The 17,761-nt window shown below is 68.5% G+C and carries 11 protein-coding genes; 10 read left to right on the top strand and 1 reads right to left on the bottom strand.

Annotated elements, in window-relative coordinates; translation table 11 throughout:
* Positions 1-58: 58 nt before the first annotated feature.
* The 6 genes from ACYVO6_RS39545 (at position 59) to ACYVO6_RS39520 (ending at position 11,001) form a co-directional block, all read left to right on the top strand.
* Positions 59-2,311, top strand: a complete 2,253-nt coding sequence (locus tag ACYVO6_RS39545) for an LLM class flavin-dependent oxidoreductase (protein ID WP_461070079.1) — start codon at positions 59-61, stop codon at positions 2,309-2,311.
* A gap of 861 nt (positions 2,312-3,172) precedes the next feature.
* A complete protein-coding gene (locus tag ACYVO6_RS39540) occupies positions 3,173-4,030 on the top strand; it encodes a citryl-CoA lyase (RefSeq protein WP_461070077.1) in 858 nt (285 codons plus the stop codon).
* A gap of 284 nt (positions 4,031-4,314) precedes the next feature.
* Positions 4,315-5,151, top strand: coding sequence for an LLM class F420-dependent oxidoreductase (locus tag ACYVO6_RS39535; RefSeq protein WP_461070075.1), 837 nt, complete (start codon positions 4,315-4,317; stop codon positions 5,149-5,151).
* 74 nt (positions 5,152-5,225) lie between these two features.
* A complete protein-coding gene (locus ACYVO6_RS39530; protein WP_461070073.1) occupies positions 5,226-6,878 on the top strand; it encodes a CocE/NonD family hydrolase in 1,653 nt (550 codons plus the stop codon).
* A 36-nt stretch (positions 6,879-6,914) separates the two neighbouring features.
* Positions 6,915-9,257 (top strand): molybdopterin-dependent oxidoreductase, encoded by a 2,343-nt coding sequence (locus ACYVO6_RS39525; RefSeq protein ID WP_461070071.1) that lies wholly within the window; start codon positions 6,915-6,917, stop codon positions 9,255-9,257.
* Positions 9,258-9,309: 52 nt separating this feature from the next.
* Positions 9,310-11,001: a CocE/NonD family hydrolase gene (locus tag ACYVO6_RS39520; RefSeq protein WP_461070069.1), complete on the top strand. Its 1,692-nt coding sequence runs from the start codon at positions 9,310-9,312 to the stop codon at positions 10,999-11,001.
* An 881-nt stretch (positions 11,002-11,882) separates the two neighbouring features.
* Here the strand turns inward: ACYVO6_RS39520 and ACYVO6_RS39515 are convergent.
* On the bottom strand, positions 11,883-13,112 hold the full coding sequence (locus tag ACYVO6_RS39515; RefSeq protein WP_461070067.1) for an NAD(P)/FAD-dependent oxidoreductase: 1,230 nt from the start codon (positions 13,110-13,112) through the stop codon (positions 11,883-11,885).
* Positions 13,113-13,503: 391 nt separating this feature from the next.
* On the opposite strand from ACYVO6_RS39515, the gene ACYVO6_RS39510 reads away from it, so the two are divergent.
* The 4 genes from ACYVO6_RS39510 to ACYVO6_RS39495 all read left to right on the top strand — a co-directional run bounded on the left by ACYVO6_RS39510 (position 13,504) and on the right by ACYVO6_RS39495 (position 17,743).
* Positions 13,504-15,042 (top strand): PucR family transcriptional regulator, encoded by a 1,539-nt coding sequence (locus tag ACYVO6_RS39510; RefSeq protein WP_461070065.1) that lies wholly within the window; start codon positions 13,504-13,506, stop codon positions 15,040-15,042.
* Between the two features lie 159 nt (positions 15,043-15,201).
* The gene (locus ACYVO6_RS39505; protein ID WP_461070063.1) at positions 15,202-15,675 is read left to right on the top strand and encodes a MaoC/PaaZ C-terminal domain-containing protein; all 474 of its coding nucleotides are present in this window, start codon (positions 15,202-15,204) and stop codon (positions 15,673-15,675) included.
* Between the two features lie 59 nt (positions 15,676-15,734).
* Positions 15,735-16,034 carry a CocE/NonD family hydrolase C-terminal non-catalytic domain-containing protein gene (locus ACYVO6_RS39500; RefSeq protein ID WP_461070061.1) on the top strand — a complete coding sequence of 100 codons (300 nt, stop codon included), beginning with the start codon at positions 15,735-15,737 and terminating at the stop codon, positions 16,032-16,034.
* 452 nt (positions 16,035-16,486) lie between these two features.
* Positions 16,487-17,743, top strand: coding sequence for an NAD(P)/FAD-dependent oxidoreductase (locus tag ACYVO6_RS39495; protein WP_461070059.1), 1,257 nt, complete (start codon positions 16,487-16,489; stop codon positions 17,741-17,743).
* Positions 17,744-17,761 lie beyond the last annotated feature (18 nt).

Raw genomic sequence — 17,761 nt, 5'->3', positions numbered from 1 at the left:
ATGTTCAACGATCAGCTGATGTCTACGATCGAGCCCGCAAGGACAGGGGGCGGTTCTCATGACCGACTACGGTCACGACCTGCGCTTCGGATCATTCCTCACACCTCAGAACCAGGACCCCCAGCGTGTGGTGGACCTGGCAGTGCACTCCGAACAGGTGGGCCTGGACCTGGTGACCTTCCAGGACCACCCCTACCAACCGGCCTTCCTCGACACCTGGACGCTGATCAGCTGGGTCGCCGCCCGCACCGAGCGTGTCCACCTGTCCGGGAACGTCACCAACCTGCCCCTGCGCCAGCCCGCGGTCCTGGCCCGCTCGGTGGCCGGTCTCGACCTGCTGTCGGGCGGCCGGATCGACCTTGGTCTGGGCGCGGGCGGCTTCTGGGACGCCATCGAGGCGATGGGCGGGCGGAAGCTGACACCGGGCGAGAGCGTCCAGGCGCTGAGCGAGGCCATCGACGTCATGCGCGGCATCTGGGCGGCCGACGAGCGCGGCGCCCTGCGGATCGACGGCACGTACTACAAGGTCAAAGGCGCCAAGCGCGGCCCGGCACCCGCCCATGACGTGCCGATCTGGCTGGGCGCCTACAAGCCCCGCATGCTCCGGCTGATCGGCGAGAAGGCCGACGGCTGGCTGCCCAGTCTGGGCTTTCTGTCCTCGCCGACCCTGAGCGAGGGCAACGAGATCATCGACGAGTCGGCCGCACGGCACGGCCGCGACCCGCGCGAGATCCGCCGTCTGCTCAACATCCAGGGAGCCTTCGGCACTTCGGGCGACTTCCTCAAGGGTCCGGCCGAGCAGTGGGTGGAACAGCTCCTCCCCTTCGTCCTGCAGGACGGCATCGGCACCTTCATCCTCGCCTCCGACGACCCCCTGACGCTCCAGACCTTCGCCGAGGAGGTCGCCCCCGCCCTGCGCGAGCAGGCAGCCGCCGAACGCCAGTCCGCCGGCACGCCGGCCGGCGGCGTCCGCCCGGCCGCCGCCCTGGCCAAGCGCCGCGACGGCATCGACTACGACGGCCTGCCCGCGGACTTGGCCGACCGGGCCGTGGAGCCGGGAGACCGCGAATACCACAAGGTCCGCTCCACATACGTGTGGTCCGGCCGGCCCGGACTGGTATTGCGCCCCACCACACCGCAGCAGGTCTCCGAGGCACTTGGCTACGCCCGAGCCCAGGACGTGCCGATAGCGGTCCGCAGCGGCGGACACGGGATGAGCGGCCGCTCCACCAACGACGGCGGCATCGTCCTCGACCTCGGCGCCCTCAACGGCATCCAGCTCATCGACCGGGACAAGCGCCTGGTGCGCGTCGGACCCGGCGCCCGCTGGGGCGAGGTGGCCGCCGCGCTTGCCCCGCACGGTCTCGCGATCAGCTCCGGCGACTACGCCGGCGTGGGCGTCGGCGGACTGGCCACCACCGGCGGACAGGGCTTCCTCGGCCGCTCCTACGGCCTCACCATCGACCACCTCAAGGGCGCGGACGTCGTCCTGGCCGACGGCTCTCTGGTGCGCGCGGACGCCGAGCACCACCCCGACCTGTTCTGGGCCCTGCGCGGCGCCGGTGCCAACATGGGCATCGTCACCTCGTTCGACATCGAGGCCACCGAACTCGGCGACGTCGCCTTCGCCCAGATCCTGCACAACGCCACCGACACCGCGGGCTTCCTCCACATGTGGGGCAAGGTGATGGAGGACAGCCCCCGCGAGCTGACCGCGTTCCTCCTCGTCGTCCATCAGGGAGGGCGGCGCATCGCCCAGACGTACGCCGTCTGGGCCGGCGACGACACCGAACGGGCGGCCCGGGCGCTGGAGCGCTTCCTGCCCATCGCCCCGGTCCTGCAGCAGAGCGCGCAACTCGTCCCGTACGCGGCGGTCATGGCCCCGGCGCACGACCAGCACGACGGCCAGTCCCTGATGCACAGCCGCAACGCACTGGTGGACCACATCGACGCCGGCACCGCCGCCCTCGTGGCAGGCCTGTTCGACCGCAGGGACACCAGCTACTTCCAGATCCGCGCAGTGGGCGGAGCCATCAACGACGTGCTGGCCGACGCCACCGCCTACGCCCACCGCACGCAGAACTTCTCCCTGTCCGTCCTGGTCCGCCAGGGCCACGAGCAACAGGCGGCCCAGGAATGGGAGAAGGTCCCGGCGACCGGCCTCTATCCCAGCTTCGAGACCCATGACCACGCTGCCGCCCTGACCAAGGCGTTCCCGCCGGTCACCCTGGCGCGGCTGCGGCAGGTGAAGAGCGCCTACGATCCGCAGAACGTCTTCCGCCACAACTTCCCCGTCAGCCCGACGACATGACCCCGGGAGGGGAACCTTCCGGCCGCCCGGCACAGGCAGGCCCGATCTGATCCAGCCGACATACCTCGTCCACCTCGATCCTGAGAAGCCGGAAGACCCGGAAGGTGCGAGCGTGGCTTACTCGCGGGACCCCCTACGCGCCTTCGCCGTACGGCCCAGTGTTCAGGTGAGTCGGGACCCATGGTCGTGCTCGCCCTGAGGGACGTCGTCCCGCTGCGAGGCGGGACGGCCAGGTCCCGGCGGGCCCGCGAAGCACTGCGCGATCTCGAGCCACTGCCGCGCGATGTCACCATGCGCCACCAGCGAAGTGTCGCAGTGGTTTCTCCGCGGGGTGACGACCAGCGCGAACTCGACCGCGTCCCCGCTGGTGGCGGCATCGGTTCGGGTGTCGGCCCCCCGGGACCAGGCCGCACCGCTCGGCAGGCGCAGCCCGTCAGCCGATAGCGGACTCGGGGGCCGTGCCGACGTTCACCGGGCCCGCGCCAACCGGCCGTGCCGCCGGACGTCGCACACCGCTTGCCGTCCCCCTGCCCGGTCTGAGGGGATCACGCTCTTCCTGGCCATGGGCACCGCCTGGCATCTGCGATCGAGGCCCGGAAGTATCACGGCTCACGCCCGGCAAGTTAGGTGGATCTCCAGTACCGGCCCTCCTGCCACGGCACCTACCGTCCTGTCATCCGGCAGGAGCCCGAACCCGTCCGCACACCACTCGCGCAGGCACTCCCTCCTCACGCGCGTGTCCCTCCGCCGACGCCGAGCCGATGGCGCCCTGCCCGGCAGCAGCTCGGGACCCCGGGAGCGGACAGGGCAAGGGGCGGTCGCCGCCCATGTCGCACAGTAAGCGAACACCCCGGAGGAAAAGTGGACTCAGGTAACACGGCCGCACAGGACGCGTACTGGACGTCGGCCGTCAGCAGAGTGACCGAGGACAAGGTCTACGTCCGCAGCTACGACCTCGAGGATCTCATCGGCCAGATCCCCTTCACCGCGGCGATCTTCCTCATGGTGCGGGGACGGGTGCCGACGCCCCGGGAGACGCGCGTCCTCGACGCCGTCCTCAGTGGTGTCCTTGACTACGCGCTCGAGAAGCCGGGCACCGTGGCCGCGCGGTACGCGGTCTCCGCCAACCCCAGCATGGCCATCGGTATGGCAGCAGCCTGTATGTCAGTCGGTTCGCACACTCTCGCGACCGAGGACACGGGGCGCTTCATTGTCGCGACGCACCGCGAGTATCTCGACTCAGGCCTCGCACTCGACGAGTTCGCCGATGCCAAGGTCGCCCGCATGCGCGCGGCGAAGCAGCGCGTGCCGGGGCTGGGGCATCCCGTGTTCAAGAAGGTCGATCCGCGAGGCGCCCTGCTCAAGGGAATCGCCGTCAAGGAGGGCCTGTGGAGCGAGGCCGCGGAGGTCTATGAGGCGGTCCATCGGGCCTTCACACGGCTCCCCGGCAAGGCGGACATCCCGATCAACGACGTGGGTGTCATGGCGGCGGTGCTGCTCAGCTTGGGCTTCACCCCGGAGGAGGGCACCGGCCTCGCCGTCCTGTCGACACTTCCGGGCGTCATCGCGCATGTCTCCGAGGAACTGGCCGCGGCCAAACCGATCCGGATCGTGTCGAGGGATTCCGTCGCCTACACGGCCGGGACCACGGGAGACTTCGCCGCCGCCCGCGAGGCGGCCGGCTGGGACGAGCGATGGCGTGAGCTGCCCCAGGGATGACGCCGAATGCCCAGCATTGCTCGTTCCCCTGCGCCGCTCGTTCCTGAGTACCGTCCTTTGCGTCCTGGCCATCAGCCACGTCAAGCGCCTTCCGCACGCTGACCCGACTCGCCTCGCGACGCTTGGGAGCCCTACGAAACCAGAGCGCCGATTTCGAGTATCCGCCAATGTGACACTTCCCGGGCAGGAGGCACAGTCGGGCGCGATACCGAGGACGCAGACGCCGTCCTTGTCGGCCCGGCCTCGCACTGACGGGACGACTGGAGATTCCGAGGAGATGTTCGATGAAGTTCGGTCTGTGCTACTTCCCGACGGACTACGGCATGGGGCCTGCCGAAGTAGCCGCGGCCGCCGAGGAGCGCGGTTTTGAGTCGCTGTTCTTCTGCGAGCACACCCACATCCCGGCCAGCAGGCGATCGCCGTACCCGCTCGGCGGCGAACTCCCCAAGGAGTACCTGCACACCTACGACCCCTTCGTCGCGTGCACCGCGGCCGCGGCGGCGACGAGCCGCCTGAAGATCGGCACCGGGATCTGCCTGGTGGTACAGCGGGACCCGATCACGACGGCCAAGGAAGTGGCCAGCGTCGACCGCCTCAGCGGCGGCCGGTTCCTCTTCGGCGTGGGGGCCGGCTGGAACCGCGAGGAGATGGCCAACCACGGCACCGATCCGCGCACCAGGATGGCACTGATGACTGAGCGGCTCGCGGCGATGCGACAGATCTGGACCACCGACGAGGCGGAGTACCACGGCAGGTTCGTGGACTTCGACCCGATCTGGTCGTACCCGAAGCCGCTTCAGTCGCCGCTGCCGGTGCTCGTCGGCGGGATGGGCCCGACCGTGGAGGACCGCATCCTGTCCGTCGGGGACGGCTGGCTGGCGGAGAGTGTGCCGCTCGAGGAACTCGACGAGTTCGCCGATCGCGTGACCAGGCTCCAGCAGCGTGCGGCCGAGGCCGGACGGGGCCGCATCCCGGTCACGATGTTCGACGCGCCCTCCGAAGCGGGCATGGCGGAGCGTTACGAGGCCGCTGGTGTCGACAGGTTCCTCTTCCAACTGCCCAACGGCGACACCTCGGAGGTCGCCAGGGACATCGATCGGCTGGCGGACCGGATCCGCTGACGCCGACGAACCTTTTCCCGATCCTCGCAGAACCGGGCATGGGCCAAGCCCCGCACCATCACAGGAGAACCACCATGGCAGGTGCAGTGATCGAGTACGAGGTTCCCGTCCCCATGCGCGACGGCGTCGTACTCCGTGCAGACGTCTACCGTCCCGCGGGCGAGGGGCCGTGGCCCGTGATCGTGGCCCGGACTCCCTATGACAAGACCGAGGCGTCGGAACTGCTCTACATCAACCCGTGGGCCGCGGTCCGGCGAGGATTCCTCACCGTCGTCCAGGATGTCCGGGGGCGCTACACGTCGGAGGGAGGCGACGACTGGCGGCCCATGGAGACCGAAGCCGCGGACGGCGCGGACACCATCGCGTGGGCGGCGCAGCTTCCCGGTTCGAACGGCAACGTGGGCATGTGGGGACCGAGTTACCTGGGCAATGTGCAGTGGCTTGCCGCCGCCGAGCGCCCGCCGGCCCTCAAGGCCATCGTTCCGCAGTTCACCTGGCACCGTCCCGAGGACGGACTGGCCTACCGCGGTGGCGCCAAGGAACTGGGGACCCTCACGGGCTGGGGCCTGGGCACCGGATTCGATCTCGTCATGCGTCGTCACGCCGACGACGTGGCAGTAATGACGAAGCACCTGATGGGGCTCGTCGGGGACGTCGACGACCTTCCGAAACGTACCTTCTGGGAGCTTCCGACCGGTTCCGATCCCGTACTCGAGCGGCACGGCCTCGCATCGCTGGCCCGGCCGGAGACGATGGCGGCCGCGAATGTGGCGGACCGGCAGGACGCGGTCACGGTTCCGAGCCTCAATATCGGCGGCTGGTTCGACATCTTCCTGCAAGGAACGATCGACAACTACCGGGCTGCTCGCCGCGGAACGTCCTCGAAGCTCGTGATCGGGCCCTGGAACCACGTGTCGACGCTCGCTCAGCAAGGACAAGTCGACTTCGGGTTCTCCGGCAACGGCTTCGCCATGGACTTCGCGACGTCGATCTCCGGGCTCTCCTTCGACTTCCTTCAGGCCCGGCTGACGTCCGACGACACCCCGCCCGAGGACGACCTTCCCGTGAAGATCTTCGTGATGGGCGCCAACGAGTGGCGTTCCGAAGCGGAGTGGCCCCTGGCGCGGGCGGTGGACACACCGTGGTTCCTGGGTCCGGAGGGCTCCCTGGACCCGGCCGACGAGCCCACCCCCGCCACGATGACGTACACGTACGACCCTGCCGATCCGGTGCCGACGGTGGGTGGAGCGACCCTGATGTCGCACAGTCCCGCGGGCGCCTTCGACCAGACCTCCGTCGAGGAGCGCCCGGACGTCCTGGTCTTCACCAGCGAGCCGCTGTCCGAAGACCTCGAGGTGACCGGACGGGTGACCGCGACCCTCACCGCGGCGACCGACGGCCCCACGACCGACTGGGTGGTGCGCCTCTGCGACGTCCACCCCGACGGCCGTTCCCACAACGTGACCGACGGCATCGCCCGCGTGCAGAGCACACCGCACGAGCCGACCGCCGTGACGGTGGATCTGTGGTCGACGAGCATGGTGTTCAAGATGGGCCACCGCATTCGCGTGCAGGTCACGTCGAGTTGCTTCCCCCGGTGGGACAGGAACCTGAACACGGCGGACGGGTTCGAGTCCGGCTCGTCGCGGGTCGCCCAGCAGACGGTCCACCTCGGAGGCGCCGGTGCCTCCTGCATCACGCTGCCGGTGGTTCCTCCGAGCAACTGAGTCCCCTCCGCCTCTCACCTCCTCGAAGGGCCAGCCATGACGCGGCGCACCCCCACAGTCGCTCACTGGGGCAATTACACGGTCGTCAGCGACAACGGGCGGGTGCTCGCGCTGGAACCCGCCCGGGGGGACAGCGCACCCTCCCCGATCGGCTCCGGCATGGCCGGCGCCCAGCGCGACGCCGTCCGCATCACGCAGCCGATGGTCCGGGAGGGGTGGCTCGCCGACGGGCCCGGACCGGCGAACGGCAGGCGCGGTCGTGACCGCTTCGTGCCGGTGTCGCACGACCACGCACTCGACCTGGTGAGTGCGGAGATCGAGCGGGTGCGGGGCACATTCGGCAATGCGGCGATCTACGCGAGCTCCTACGGCTGGTCCAGCGCGGGCCGGTTCCATCACGCCCAGAGCCAGATCCACCGGTTCATGCGCATGGCCGGCGGCTACACCGACTCGGTCAACAGCTACAGCGTCGGCGCGATGGAGGTGATCCTGCCCCACGTCATCGGCGGTACCGGCATGAGTATCTGGCGGCGCTGCCCGACCTACGAGGAGATCGCCTCCTACGGTGAACTCGTGGTCTCCTTCGGGGGAATGGCCCGCAAGAACACGGAGATCGAGCAGGGCGGTATCGCTGACCATGCCGCGCCCAGGCTTCAGGAACGCTGCCGAGGGGCCGGTGTGCGGTTCGTCAACGTCTCGCCGGTCCGCTCGGACTCGGCGGAGGACCTCGCGGCCGAATGGCTGCCGATCCGGCCCGGAACCGACGTCGCGCTGATGCTCGGCCTGGCGTACGAGATCGTCGCCTCCGATCGGCACGACCAGGACTTCCTCGCCCGCTGCTGCGTGGGTTTCGAGGAGTTCGCCGCGTACCTGCTCGGCCGCAGCGACGGAACCCCCAAGGACGCGACGTGGGCCTCCGGGATCACCGAGATCCCCGCCGACCGCATCCGGTCGCTGGCCGAGGAGATCGCCACCTCGCGCACGGTGATCAACGTCAGCTGGTCGATCCAGAGGATGGACCACGGCGAACAGACCCACTGGATGGGCGTGGTGCTCTCAGCCATCTCCGGGTCACTCGGCCGCCCGGGCGGAGGCTTCGCCGCGGGACTGGGCATCACCCAGGTCGGGGTGCGCCGCGGTTCGCACAAGAAGGCCGCACTCCCGCAGGGTGAGAACCCGGTCAAGAGCTTCATTCCCGTCGCCAGGATCGCCGACATGCTCCTGTCTCCCGGCGAATCCTTCGAGTACAACGGGCAGTCGCTGCGCTACCCCGACATCAAGCTCGTGTACTGGGCCGGCGGCAACCCCTTTCACCATCACCAGGACCTGCACCGTCTTGTACAGGCCTGGCAGCGTCCCGACACGATCGTGGTGCACGAGCCATGGTGGAACGCGCACGCCCGGTTCGCCGACATCGTCTTCCCGGTCGCCACGACGCTGGAACGGGAGGACTTCGCGGGGGGCGGGTTCGACCTCACGATCAGCGCCATGCACCGCGCCGTCGACCCCCCGCCGGGGGTGCGCACCGACTACGAGATCTTCGGCGGGCTGGCGGACCGCCTGGGCTTCGAGGACAGGTTCACCGAAGGACGCGACGCGCGTGCGTGGGTACGGGAACTCTACGAGCGGACCCGTGCCGGTCTGGCCGAGACCGTCGAGCTCCCGCCGTTCGACGAGTTCTGGGAACGCGGTCAGGTGACCCTGCCGCCGCCTCCGGACCCCCTGGCCGGAAGCTTCGCGCTGCTGCGCCAGAACCCGGAGAAGTACCCGTTCGCCACGCCGTCAGGAAAGATCGAGGTCACCTCCGCCACCATCGCGGGCTTCGGCTATGACGACTGCCCGGGTCACCCCACATGGCTGGAGCCACGCGAGTGGCTCGGTGCCCCCGCCGACGATCGCCTCCCGCTGCATCTGGTGTCCAACCAGCCGAGCCGCCGCCTCCACAGCCAGTACGACAACGGCTCCTACAGTCGCGAGGGCAAGGTCGCCGGGCGTGAGCCGGTGCTGATCAACCCGGTCGACGCGGGGGAGCGGGGCATCGCCTCGGGCGACGTGGTCCGGCTGTGGAATGCCCGGGGCGCCTGCCTCGCCGGAGCGGTCGTGACCGACGAAGTCCGCCCCGGCGTGGTCGTCCTGGCGACGGGTGCCTGGTTCGACCCCGAGGAGCCGGGCGTGTCCGGCTCACTGGAACGGCATGGCAACCCCAACGTCCTCACAGCCGACAGCGGAACCTCACGGCTCGCCCAAGGCTCGACGTCCGGCACGACACTCGTCGAGGCCGAACGCGTCGACCCCACGACGGCACCGGAGCCGCGGCCTTTCGTGCCGCCGGAGACGGTCGACCCGGGATCTCCGTCGGCTCAGCCTCCTTCGCGATGACCTGCGGTTGTCGGACTCCATCCCCCAACGATGTGAAAGACAGGCTCGATACATGTCCGATCTGACCATCGAATACGATCTCCCTGCCACCATGCGGGACGGCACCGTCCTGAGGGCCGACGTCTACAGACCTACGACCAGTGGGCCGTGGCCCGTACTGCTCTCACGGCTGCCTTACGGCAAGAACACCCCGCTGATGATCACCCTGCTCGATCCGATGGGCATGGCACGCAAGGGCACCATCGTGGTCGTCCAGGACACCCGGGGCCGGTTCGCCTCCGAAGGCGACTGGGAGCCCTTTACGTTCGAGTCGGACGACGGCTACGACACTGTCCGCTGGGCCGCCGCGCTCCCGGACTCCAACGGCTCGGTCGGGATGTACGGGGCCAGCTATTTCGGAAACACCCAGTGGATGGCGGCCCTGTCCAAGCCTCCGGAGCTGAAGGCCATCGCTCCGACGATCACCTGGTCGGACCCGGACGACGGCCTGTTCTCCCGGGGCGGGGCGGAAGAACAGGGCGTCAATGTGTCGTGGTCTCTGTCGCACGGGGGCGACACCCTGATGCGTCGGCACGCCGACGACCCGGTTGCCGGCACCGCCGCGCTCGCCGCGCTGGTCCGCGACATCGACGCCCTCGCGACGACCGGCTACTGGGAGCTGCCGTCCGGCCGCCATCCCGCGCTTCAGCGGCACCAGGTTCCCGATCTCGGATTCGAGCGTTGGAGGCGCGAGCCGGACTGGACCGCGTCGTGCCGGGTGGCGGGGCGTCACGGGGAGGTCGACCTGCCGAGCCTGAACATCGGGGGCTGGTACGACGTCTTCTGCCAGGGAACCCTCGACAACTTCACGGCGATGTGGGCCACAGGCCGTCCGGCGAACCTGATCATGGGGCCGTGGACCCACGGACACTTCGACGCACAGGTGGGCGACGTCAACTTCGGCACGGCCGCGAGCGGGGACGTCCTCGGCTTCCGGGGCACGCTCAGCGAGGTACAGCACGGATGGTTCCGGCAGTGGCTGGCACCGGACGCCGAGGCCGGCGACGGAGGCCCTGTGCAGCCGCACCTGCCGCCGGTTCTGCTGTTCGTCACGGGGATCAACGAGTGGCGGGAGGAACAGGAATGGCCCCTCGCCCGCGCCGTCGACACGGAGTTCTTCCTGCGTGCGGACGGGCGGCTCACCGATGACCCGCCCCAGGAGGGCGAGGGCGGCGACACCTATGTCTACGACCCGGCCGATCCGGTGCCGACGACCGGCGGCGCGGCGCTGCTACCGGACGAGTTCCGGCTGGGCCCCCTGGACCAGGCCCGGGTGGAGGCACGGCCGGACGTGCTCGTGTACACCACAGAGCCCCTGACCGAGGACGTCGAGGTCACCGGACGGATCCGGGCCTTCCTCCACGCCGCGACCGACGCCCCGACGACGGACTGGGTGGTCCGGCTCTGCGACGTCGACGCCGACGGCGTGTCGATCAACCTCGTCGACGGGATCGTCCGCGTGGCCGCGTCGCCGGGCGAGTTCGCCGAACACGAGGTGGATCTGTGGTCCACCAGCCATGTGTTCCGCCCCGGCCATCGCATACGAGTGCAGGTCACCTCCAGCAACTTCCCGCGCTGGGACCGGAACCTCAACACAGGAGAGCCCGTCGAACACGCGACAGGCTGGCGCCCGGCCCACCAGGAAGTGGCGCACGACACCGCGCGGCCGTCCCGTATCGTCCTCCCGGTCATCCCGGCTTCCTGACTCCGAGGATGACGAACGTCGTGGCCGAGCAACATCGGCCACGACGATGACACGTGGTGCGACAGCACAGCTCACAGGCTCGGTCCTGAAGGCCGTGCTGATCTCCACGCTGCTGGAGAGGACGGGCAGCGACTGGGATCGCCGCAGCCACCGTAGCCCTCGCAGCAGTGCGGACGCCCTCGTGTCCACGCGTACGTCGAACTGCTGCGAGGGCTATGGGTACGGCGCCTGGACGACTCGACTGAGCTGGCGTCGCACTGTCATCAGGCTGCTGATCTGCGTCCGGAAGACCCGACTCCCTGGGTGATCCTGCTGGGAGCGGTACGTATCGAGCGGTTCAAGTCCGCGACTGTGAACTCCATGTGGCGGGAGGCGACCGGCCGGGACCCGTGGCATCGCGAGGCGTACCTGCAGATGCTCGGCTATCTTTCCGCGGAGGAAGGCGGCTCAAGTGCTACGCGTTCTCGAATTCGTTGACGCGGTGCGCCACAAGGTCCCGGCCGACGCGCCCTGTGCCGGCCTCGAGTTGACGGCAGCTGTCAGGCAGTTCCATGGCCTGATGGCTCAAGGCGGTGTTCAGGAGCTGACCGCTCGTCGACTCTGGAGCGGCGCGCGTGTGTCCGCGGCCCTGGACCAAGCTGGCAACCAGTGGCCGAAACCGGGTTTCTTCCGGCATGCGGCCGCCCTGGCCGACCTGAACGTTCTGGCCTACGCACTGTGTGCGGCGCAACGCAGATCCGATGCCGCAGTCGTCTTCCAGGCCCTGGCCGGAACGGTCACCTACTGGCCCTGGCACGTCGAGGGGGAGGCCCTGGCGCAAGTACAGGGCGCAGCAGGCCAGGGGAGAGGGGACAGGACGCACTCGCTGAACCGGGAACGTGTCACGCGTTGTGGTTCCTCGACCGTGTGGCAAGCAGTCCCGATCGCTCCACGGAGAGCTGTTCACGCAGCGGACCGGGTTCGCCGACGATCATCTGGGCGAGGATTTCTCCGCACACGGGACCCGTCGCCATGCCGTACAGGTGCCCGGTGTTGACGTAGATGCCATCGACGCGGTCGACGATGGGCAACTGGTCACGGGTGTGGCCCACCAGACCCGCCCACAATCCGGTGATACCCAGTTCCCCCATGCGGGTCCCTCGATCCAGCGTGGTGTCGATCATCGCCTGAGTCGCCGACATGCTGATGTGCGGGTTGAGGGAACCAGGGCCGTCGATGCTGTTGCCGATCAGCACACCGCCCTCGGTGTTCTGGACGAGGACATCGTCGTAGTCGAAGTGCTCCTCCGCCCCCGTCGGCTGCAACGGTGCGAACACGTACGGGTCGTAGGACGGCAGGTCCGTCAGCGCGCCGCAGAACGCCACACCCCGGGGCCCGTGCAGGATGGCTCCCGGGGCATGGGTGGTCGGCTGAGTGAGCAGCTGGCCCACCCGGTAGGTCTCGATCGGCAGGTCGATGCCTTCCGACCTCAGGTTCATCGACCAGGCCCCGGTCGCCCACACCACGCCGCTCGCATGGATGTCACCGCGGACCGTACGCACACCGATGACCGCGTCACCGCGGCGGACCGTACCGAGCACAGCGGTGTTCTCGTAGACGCGTACCCCGCGCCGAAGGCAGGCGGAGCCGAGGCCACGGGCGAACGCCTGCGCATCGAGCTGGGCGTCGTCGGGGCAGTAGACAGCCCCGATCGCGGAGTCGGGAAGCACGGCACAGTGCTTGCGTGCCTCGCGCGCAGTGACGAACGAGACGTCGAGAAGAGCTGCTCGGCGATCCTCGACGTAGTCATGCAGAACAGCCTCTTGGACCTCGTTCTCGAAGTAGAACAGCCCGCCCTTGCGCCGAAACTCGAACGTCGGGCCGATCTCCTCCTCATACCTGGCGTAGTACTCCAGGCCGCGCTGTGCCAGCGTGAGTTCCGGGCCCGAACGGCGGACCTGCAGCCACAGCGCGCCAGAGTTGCGGCCGGTCGCGCCGTAAGCCAAGAAGCGCTGTTCCACGATGACCACGTCGTACCCGCGTTTGCTCAGCTCGAAGGCGCTGCACAGGCCGACGATGCCGCCTCCGACAACGACGATGTCAGCCGTGTCGAGGGCCCTGGGCCCGTCCATGCTGCCTCCTTGCGTGCCCGTGGGGTGGGACACCACCTCATAGTGTCGGGGTGTCTTGCTGTCAAGGGTCGTCCGAGAAGACCTTGCACGCCCACTGGAGGATTTCTGAGGGATACGGAAAGTTTGGTGAATCTCACAAGCAGTGGCTGGACCGGATGTGTCTAGGCTGGCCGAATTGCGACGCCATCCACGATGGGGCGACGAAAGTTCCGGACTGGTGTAGGGAACCCTCCACATGACGGACATGGCGACTGGGTGCACGCTCGGCGCCCTCTTGAGGAGCGACCGGCTGGGCCTGACCCTGCTCGTCGACAGCCCGGGGGCCCACTCCCGCCTGGTGCGCGGGGCACAGCTGCTCGGCAGGAGTGCCGGAGGTCCCCGGGACGACGTCATGCTGGTGACCGTGGACCCACCGGAAGACGGCACGGAACTCCTCGCCAGGCTTTCCGGCCTGCGGGATCTCCCCGGCTCGCACATGATCGCGGTTTGGCTGCCACCGACCGGTCTCCCCGACGGGCTGGAACAGGCAGCGGGTCGCCATGTCCTGCTGGGGCTTCCGGCCGAGGCCGATCCCGCCGAGTTGATCGGCGAGATCGCCCAAGCGACCACGCTTGTGGAAAGGAAGCTGACCAGACGCCTGACTGCGCTGCAGCGCTCGCTCACGCAAGCGCTCGCCGAACCGAATCCGCTGAAGGCTCTGACCGCACGGGTGGCCAAGGTCTGCAACGCGGTCGTCACCATCGTCGGGGCCGGCGGAAGAGCCGAGTACGCCACGGGCCCGCTGCCTCTGTCCTTGCTCGTTCCGGAGATCAGCCGCACCCAGAGCGACTCGCAGACCTTCGCCGTCGACGGCTGGTATGGCATGGCAGTCAGGGTCGCCACCGGTGCTTCCGAGGGTGAAAAGACCGGTTGGCTGCTCGCCGCCAGCCGACGTGACCCCTTTCCCGACCGCTACTCGGAGGCGGCGCTCTATATCGCCGCTTCCCTCGCCGAGACCAGTTTCCAGATCAACCTCGCCGCGCAACGGCAAGAGAGAGCCGTGCGCAGCGCCGTACTCGAAGAGGCTCTGGCCATGCGCCTGGAGCGCCACGACGCCGAGCTGGCCGGGCGAGTCGCCTCCTTGGGAATCTCCTTCGAGCACGAGACCCGCATGATGGTCGCGGAACTGGACCACGGCCTCTCGCCCGCCCGAGACGCCGCGGCCCTCGAATCCCTGTATTTCCGCCTCCAGCGCAGGCTGGACACTGACGGGATCCCGCATCTCCTCGTCCTCAGAGAAAGCGCCGTGGTGGGTCTTCTGCAGGCCTCCGCAGCCGCTGTCAGGCGCACCTTCGTGAAGACGGGGGCGTCGTCCGAGGACTTTCTGCTCGGTGTAGGCCGCAATGCCGTCGACGTGGGCCACGTGGTCGACTCCTACCATGATGCCCAGCTCGCGGTGCGTTTCCTGAAACGTGACAGCACCAGCAAAAGGGTCATGTCGTACGAGGACTTCGATTTCGCCACGCGCCTGTTTTCGGATGTGGGCCTCGACAAGATGAGCGAATGGGCGAACGAGCTTTTGCAACCACTCGAGGACAAGCAGACCATGCTCGTCACGCTGTCGACGTATTTCGAGCACCGGCAGAACATCATGGAGGCGGCCGAGGTTCTGGCGGTTCACCACAACTCGCTCAGGTACCGCCTGTCGAAGATCGAGTCGGCCCTCGACCTCAGCCTGCGGGATCCGTCCGCTGTGTCGTCCCTGTTCCTCGCCCTGACCGCCCTGTCCATTGTCGAAGCCCAGTCGCATCTCCAGCGCCGGATCACTCCGGGCGCGCGAGGCGGACAGGTGGGAGAGACCCGGGGTTCGGAGGCCGCGGGCGCCGTGCTCAGCACGGACGGCGAGCGGCTTTCCGAGCGCTTCGGCGCGGCAGTGGGCCCCGAGCGCTGATCGAGCTGACCCCGTCACCGGGTCCTGATCCCACTTGGAAATCTTCCATCCAAGACACTCTTGTTTCAGAACAAGGCCACTGGTGCTGCCCGACGCCCAACGAAAGACTTGCCGCCGGCCTTGGCCCAGGGTGCGCATCAGTGACGAAAGATGAGGGTTATGTCCGTGTTGGAAACGCCGTCCCACGCATCCGGTCTGTATTTCGACGACTTCTCCGTGGGTCAGCACTGGACCTCTCCGGCGCGCACGATCACGGAGGCGGACCTCGTTGCATTCGCCGGTTTCTCCGGCGACTACAACCCCCTGCACACCGATGAGGAATTCGCCAGGAAGACGCAATTCGGTGGTCGTATCTTCCATGGTCCAGGCGTTTTTGCCGTGGCCACCGGCCTGGAATCCCGGCTGGGCATAAAGGATGGCACCGCCATCGCCTTCCTGGGCATGGACTGGATCCTGACGGCACCGGTGCGCATCGGCGACACGATCAAGGTCTACGAGGAAGTCGCCGAGGTGAGAGCCTCCTTGTCGAAACCGGACCGCGGCGTCGTCACGTTCGACGTTCAGGTGACCAACCAGCGCGATGAGATCTGTCAGAAAGGCCAGTGGATCGTCATGTTCCAAAGGAAGCCATGAGAGGGGAGTCGCCCGGGCTTCACCTTCCCGTGGCGTGAAAGGGGCGGAGTTTCTGAACGTTGCCGGATCGCTCCTTCAAGGCTGTGGACGGGATCATCCACGTGGAAGCCGTCCCGGGCGAGGCTGCCACGGTCGAGGTCGACCTGTCGTCGACGAGCATGCTCTTCAAGCAGGGCCATCGCATCCGCGTGCAGGTGACGTCGAGCTGCTTCCCGCGGTGGGACCGCAATCCGAACACGGCCGACGGGCTACGGACCGGCGAGATGCGCGTGGCGATCCAGACTGTCCACGTGGGAGGCGGGTTCGGATCGTTGGTGACACTTCCGGTCGTGCCCCGTGCCGGCAGCAGCGAGGTGTAGGACGCGTCCTCCTTCGGGGTCTGGGTGCGAAGGTGCCACGCGGTTCGTGGTCCCGAGGACGACGCCCTCCGCACGGGTAAACGCCCAGCTCGCCCGAGCCGTCGGACTCGGTCACCCGCATGTGGGCGTCCCGGCGACCACGGGTCGGCGATCCTCGGCGAGAGGCTCTGGGGAGGTCGACGCTTCAGCGCGTCCCGGTCGGCGGACTCCTGTGTGACGTGCCCGGCCGGGCGCCTCGCCGTCGGCGGACGGCTGTCGGCGGCTACGCCTCTCCCCAGCGGTCCACCGGGGCGCCCACACGACCGTTGGAAATCCACCAATGATCACAGAACACCCTCGCAAGAGGACCAATGGCCGCAATCCGGGGCGCGGCTCACGATGAAGCCAGAAGACCGTGATCGGAACACGCCGGCTGCTCAGGCCCCTCGATACACGAAGAAGGACGGACACCGATGTCGACCACCACGTCATCCTCCACCGGTGCGACCCAGCCGGCGAGCACGATCATCGTCGGCGCTGGGATCATCGGCGCCGCCACGGCCCTCTACCTCGCGCGGGAGGGTGTGAAGGTCACGCTCGTCGACCGCCAACACGCCGGCTGGGGCGCCTCCGGCCGGAACGCGGGCTACATCTCGATGATCACCCGCTCCGGCGGTCCGCAGCTGGACCTGGCGCAACTGTCCCGGATGCTCTACTCACGCCTCGCCGAGGAGCTCGGCGACTTCGAGTTCCGTGCCAACGGGGCGCTCGTCTACTACTACGAGGAGCAGCTGCCGCTGATCCAGGGCTTCGTCGAACGGCGTCAGGCCGACGGGTTGCCCATGGAGATCGTGGACGGTGACCGGGCTCGCGAGCTCTGCCCGCTTCTGCCCGAGGAAGTCGTCGGTGGCATCCACAGCAAGAGTGACTGCTTCCTCCACCCGGGGAAGCTCGTGGACGCCCTGACGGCCGCCGCCGTGAAGGAGGGTGCCGAGCTGCTCCAGGCCGACGTCCTGGATCTCGTCGTGCAGGACGGGCGGTGTGTCGGCGTGCGGACCGCGACCGGTGTCCACCGCGCCGACGCCGTCGCCGTGACGGCCGGGTCGTGGACGGCCGAGCTCCTCGCCAAGGCCGGCCTGCCGTTCCACGTGCTCCACATGCGGATGCAGATGGCGGAGACCGCACCCGTCGAGGAGCGCTTCGGCGTCGCGGCGTACGGGCCGAGCCTGTTCCACGAGTACGCGTTCGTCCGTGAGCTTCCCGGCTACGACGACGACATCGTCCTGCACCCGCTGCAGCACATCATGCCCGAGGTGGGACTTCTCGAACTGATCTGCCAGCGCGCCGACGGGCGCCTGTGGCTCGGCTGCCCGATCGAGTTCGTCGACGGTCCCGACGCCTCGCCCAATCCGACCGTCGCCGGTATGGCCCAGACCTTCGGTGTCCTCGGCGACCACGTCCCGTCCCTCCAGCACATCCCCGTCGAACGGACGTGGGCCGGCATCGCGCCACAGACCGGTGACGGTCTGCCCGTCCTCTCCGACGTCGCGGCCCTCCCGGGGCTGTACCTCGGATCCGGACACGCCTACGGCGCGACCGTCGGCCCCGGCAGCGCCCGGGTCCTGGCGGACCTCGTCCTCGGCCACCGGCAGGAGATCGATATCGCTCCGTTCCACTACGACCGCCCTGCCATCACCGAGGGCATGGCCCGCGCGGTGAGTCTCGGCTGACTCCTCACCGAATCTCAC

The sequence above is a fragment of the Streptomyces pseudoechinosporeus genome (genome assembly GCF_054783935.1).
Note: the sequence above shows the minus strand (reverse complement) of the source record. Positions and strands in the feature narration are given on the sequence as shown.

Excerpts from the sequence above, each read along its gene's own strand:
- ACYVO6_RS39535 (WP_461070075.1), top strand. The coding sequence starts at position 4,315 with ATGAAGTTCGGTCTGTGCTACTTCCCGACGGACTACGGCATGGGGCCT.
- ACYVO6_RS39515 (WP_461070067.1), bottom strand. The coding sequence starts at position 13,112 with ATGGACGGGCCCAGGGCCCTCGACACGGCTGACATCGTCGTTGTCGGA.
- ACYVO6_RS39520 (WP_461070069.1), top strand. The coding sequence starts at position 9,310 with ATGTCCGATCTGACCATCGAATACGATCTCCCTGCCACCATGCGGGAC.
- ACYVO6_RS39545 (WP_461070079.1), top strand. The coding sequence starts at position 59 with ATGACCGACTACGGTCACGACCTGCGCTTCGGATCATTCCTCACACCT.
- ACYVO6_RS39530 (WP_461070073.1), top strand. The coding sequence starts at position 5,226 with ATGGCAGGTGCAGTGATCGAGTACGAGGTTCCCGTCCCCATGCGCGAC.
- ACYVO6_RS39510 (WP_461070065.1), top strand. The coding sequence starts at position 13,504 with ATGCTGGTGACCGTGGACCCACCGGAAGACGGCACGGAACTCCTCGCC.
- ACYVO6_RS39495 (WP_461070059.1), top strand. The coding sequence starts at position 16,487 with ATGTCGACCACCACGTCATCCTCCACCGGTGCGACCCAGCCGGCGAGC.
- ACYVO6_RS39525 (WP_461070071.1), top strand. The coding sequence starts at position 6,915 with ATGACGCGGCGCACCCCCACAGTCGCTCACTGGGGCAATTACACGGTC.
- ACYVO6_RS39505 (WP_461070063.1), top strand. The coding sequence starts at position 15,202 with ATGTCCGTGTTGGAAACGCCGTCCCACGCATCCGGTCTGTATTTCGAC.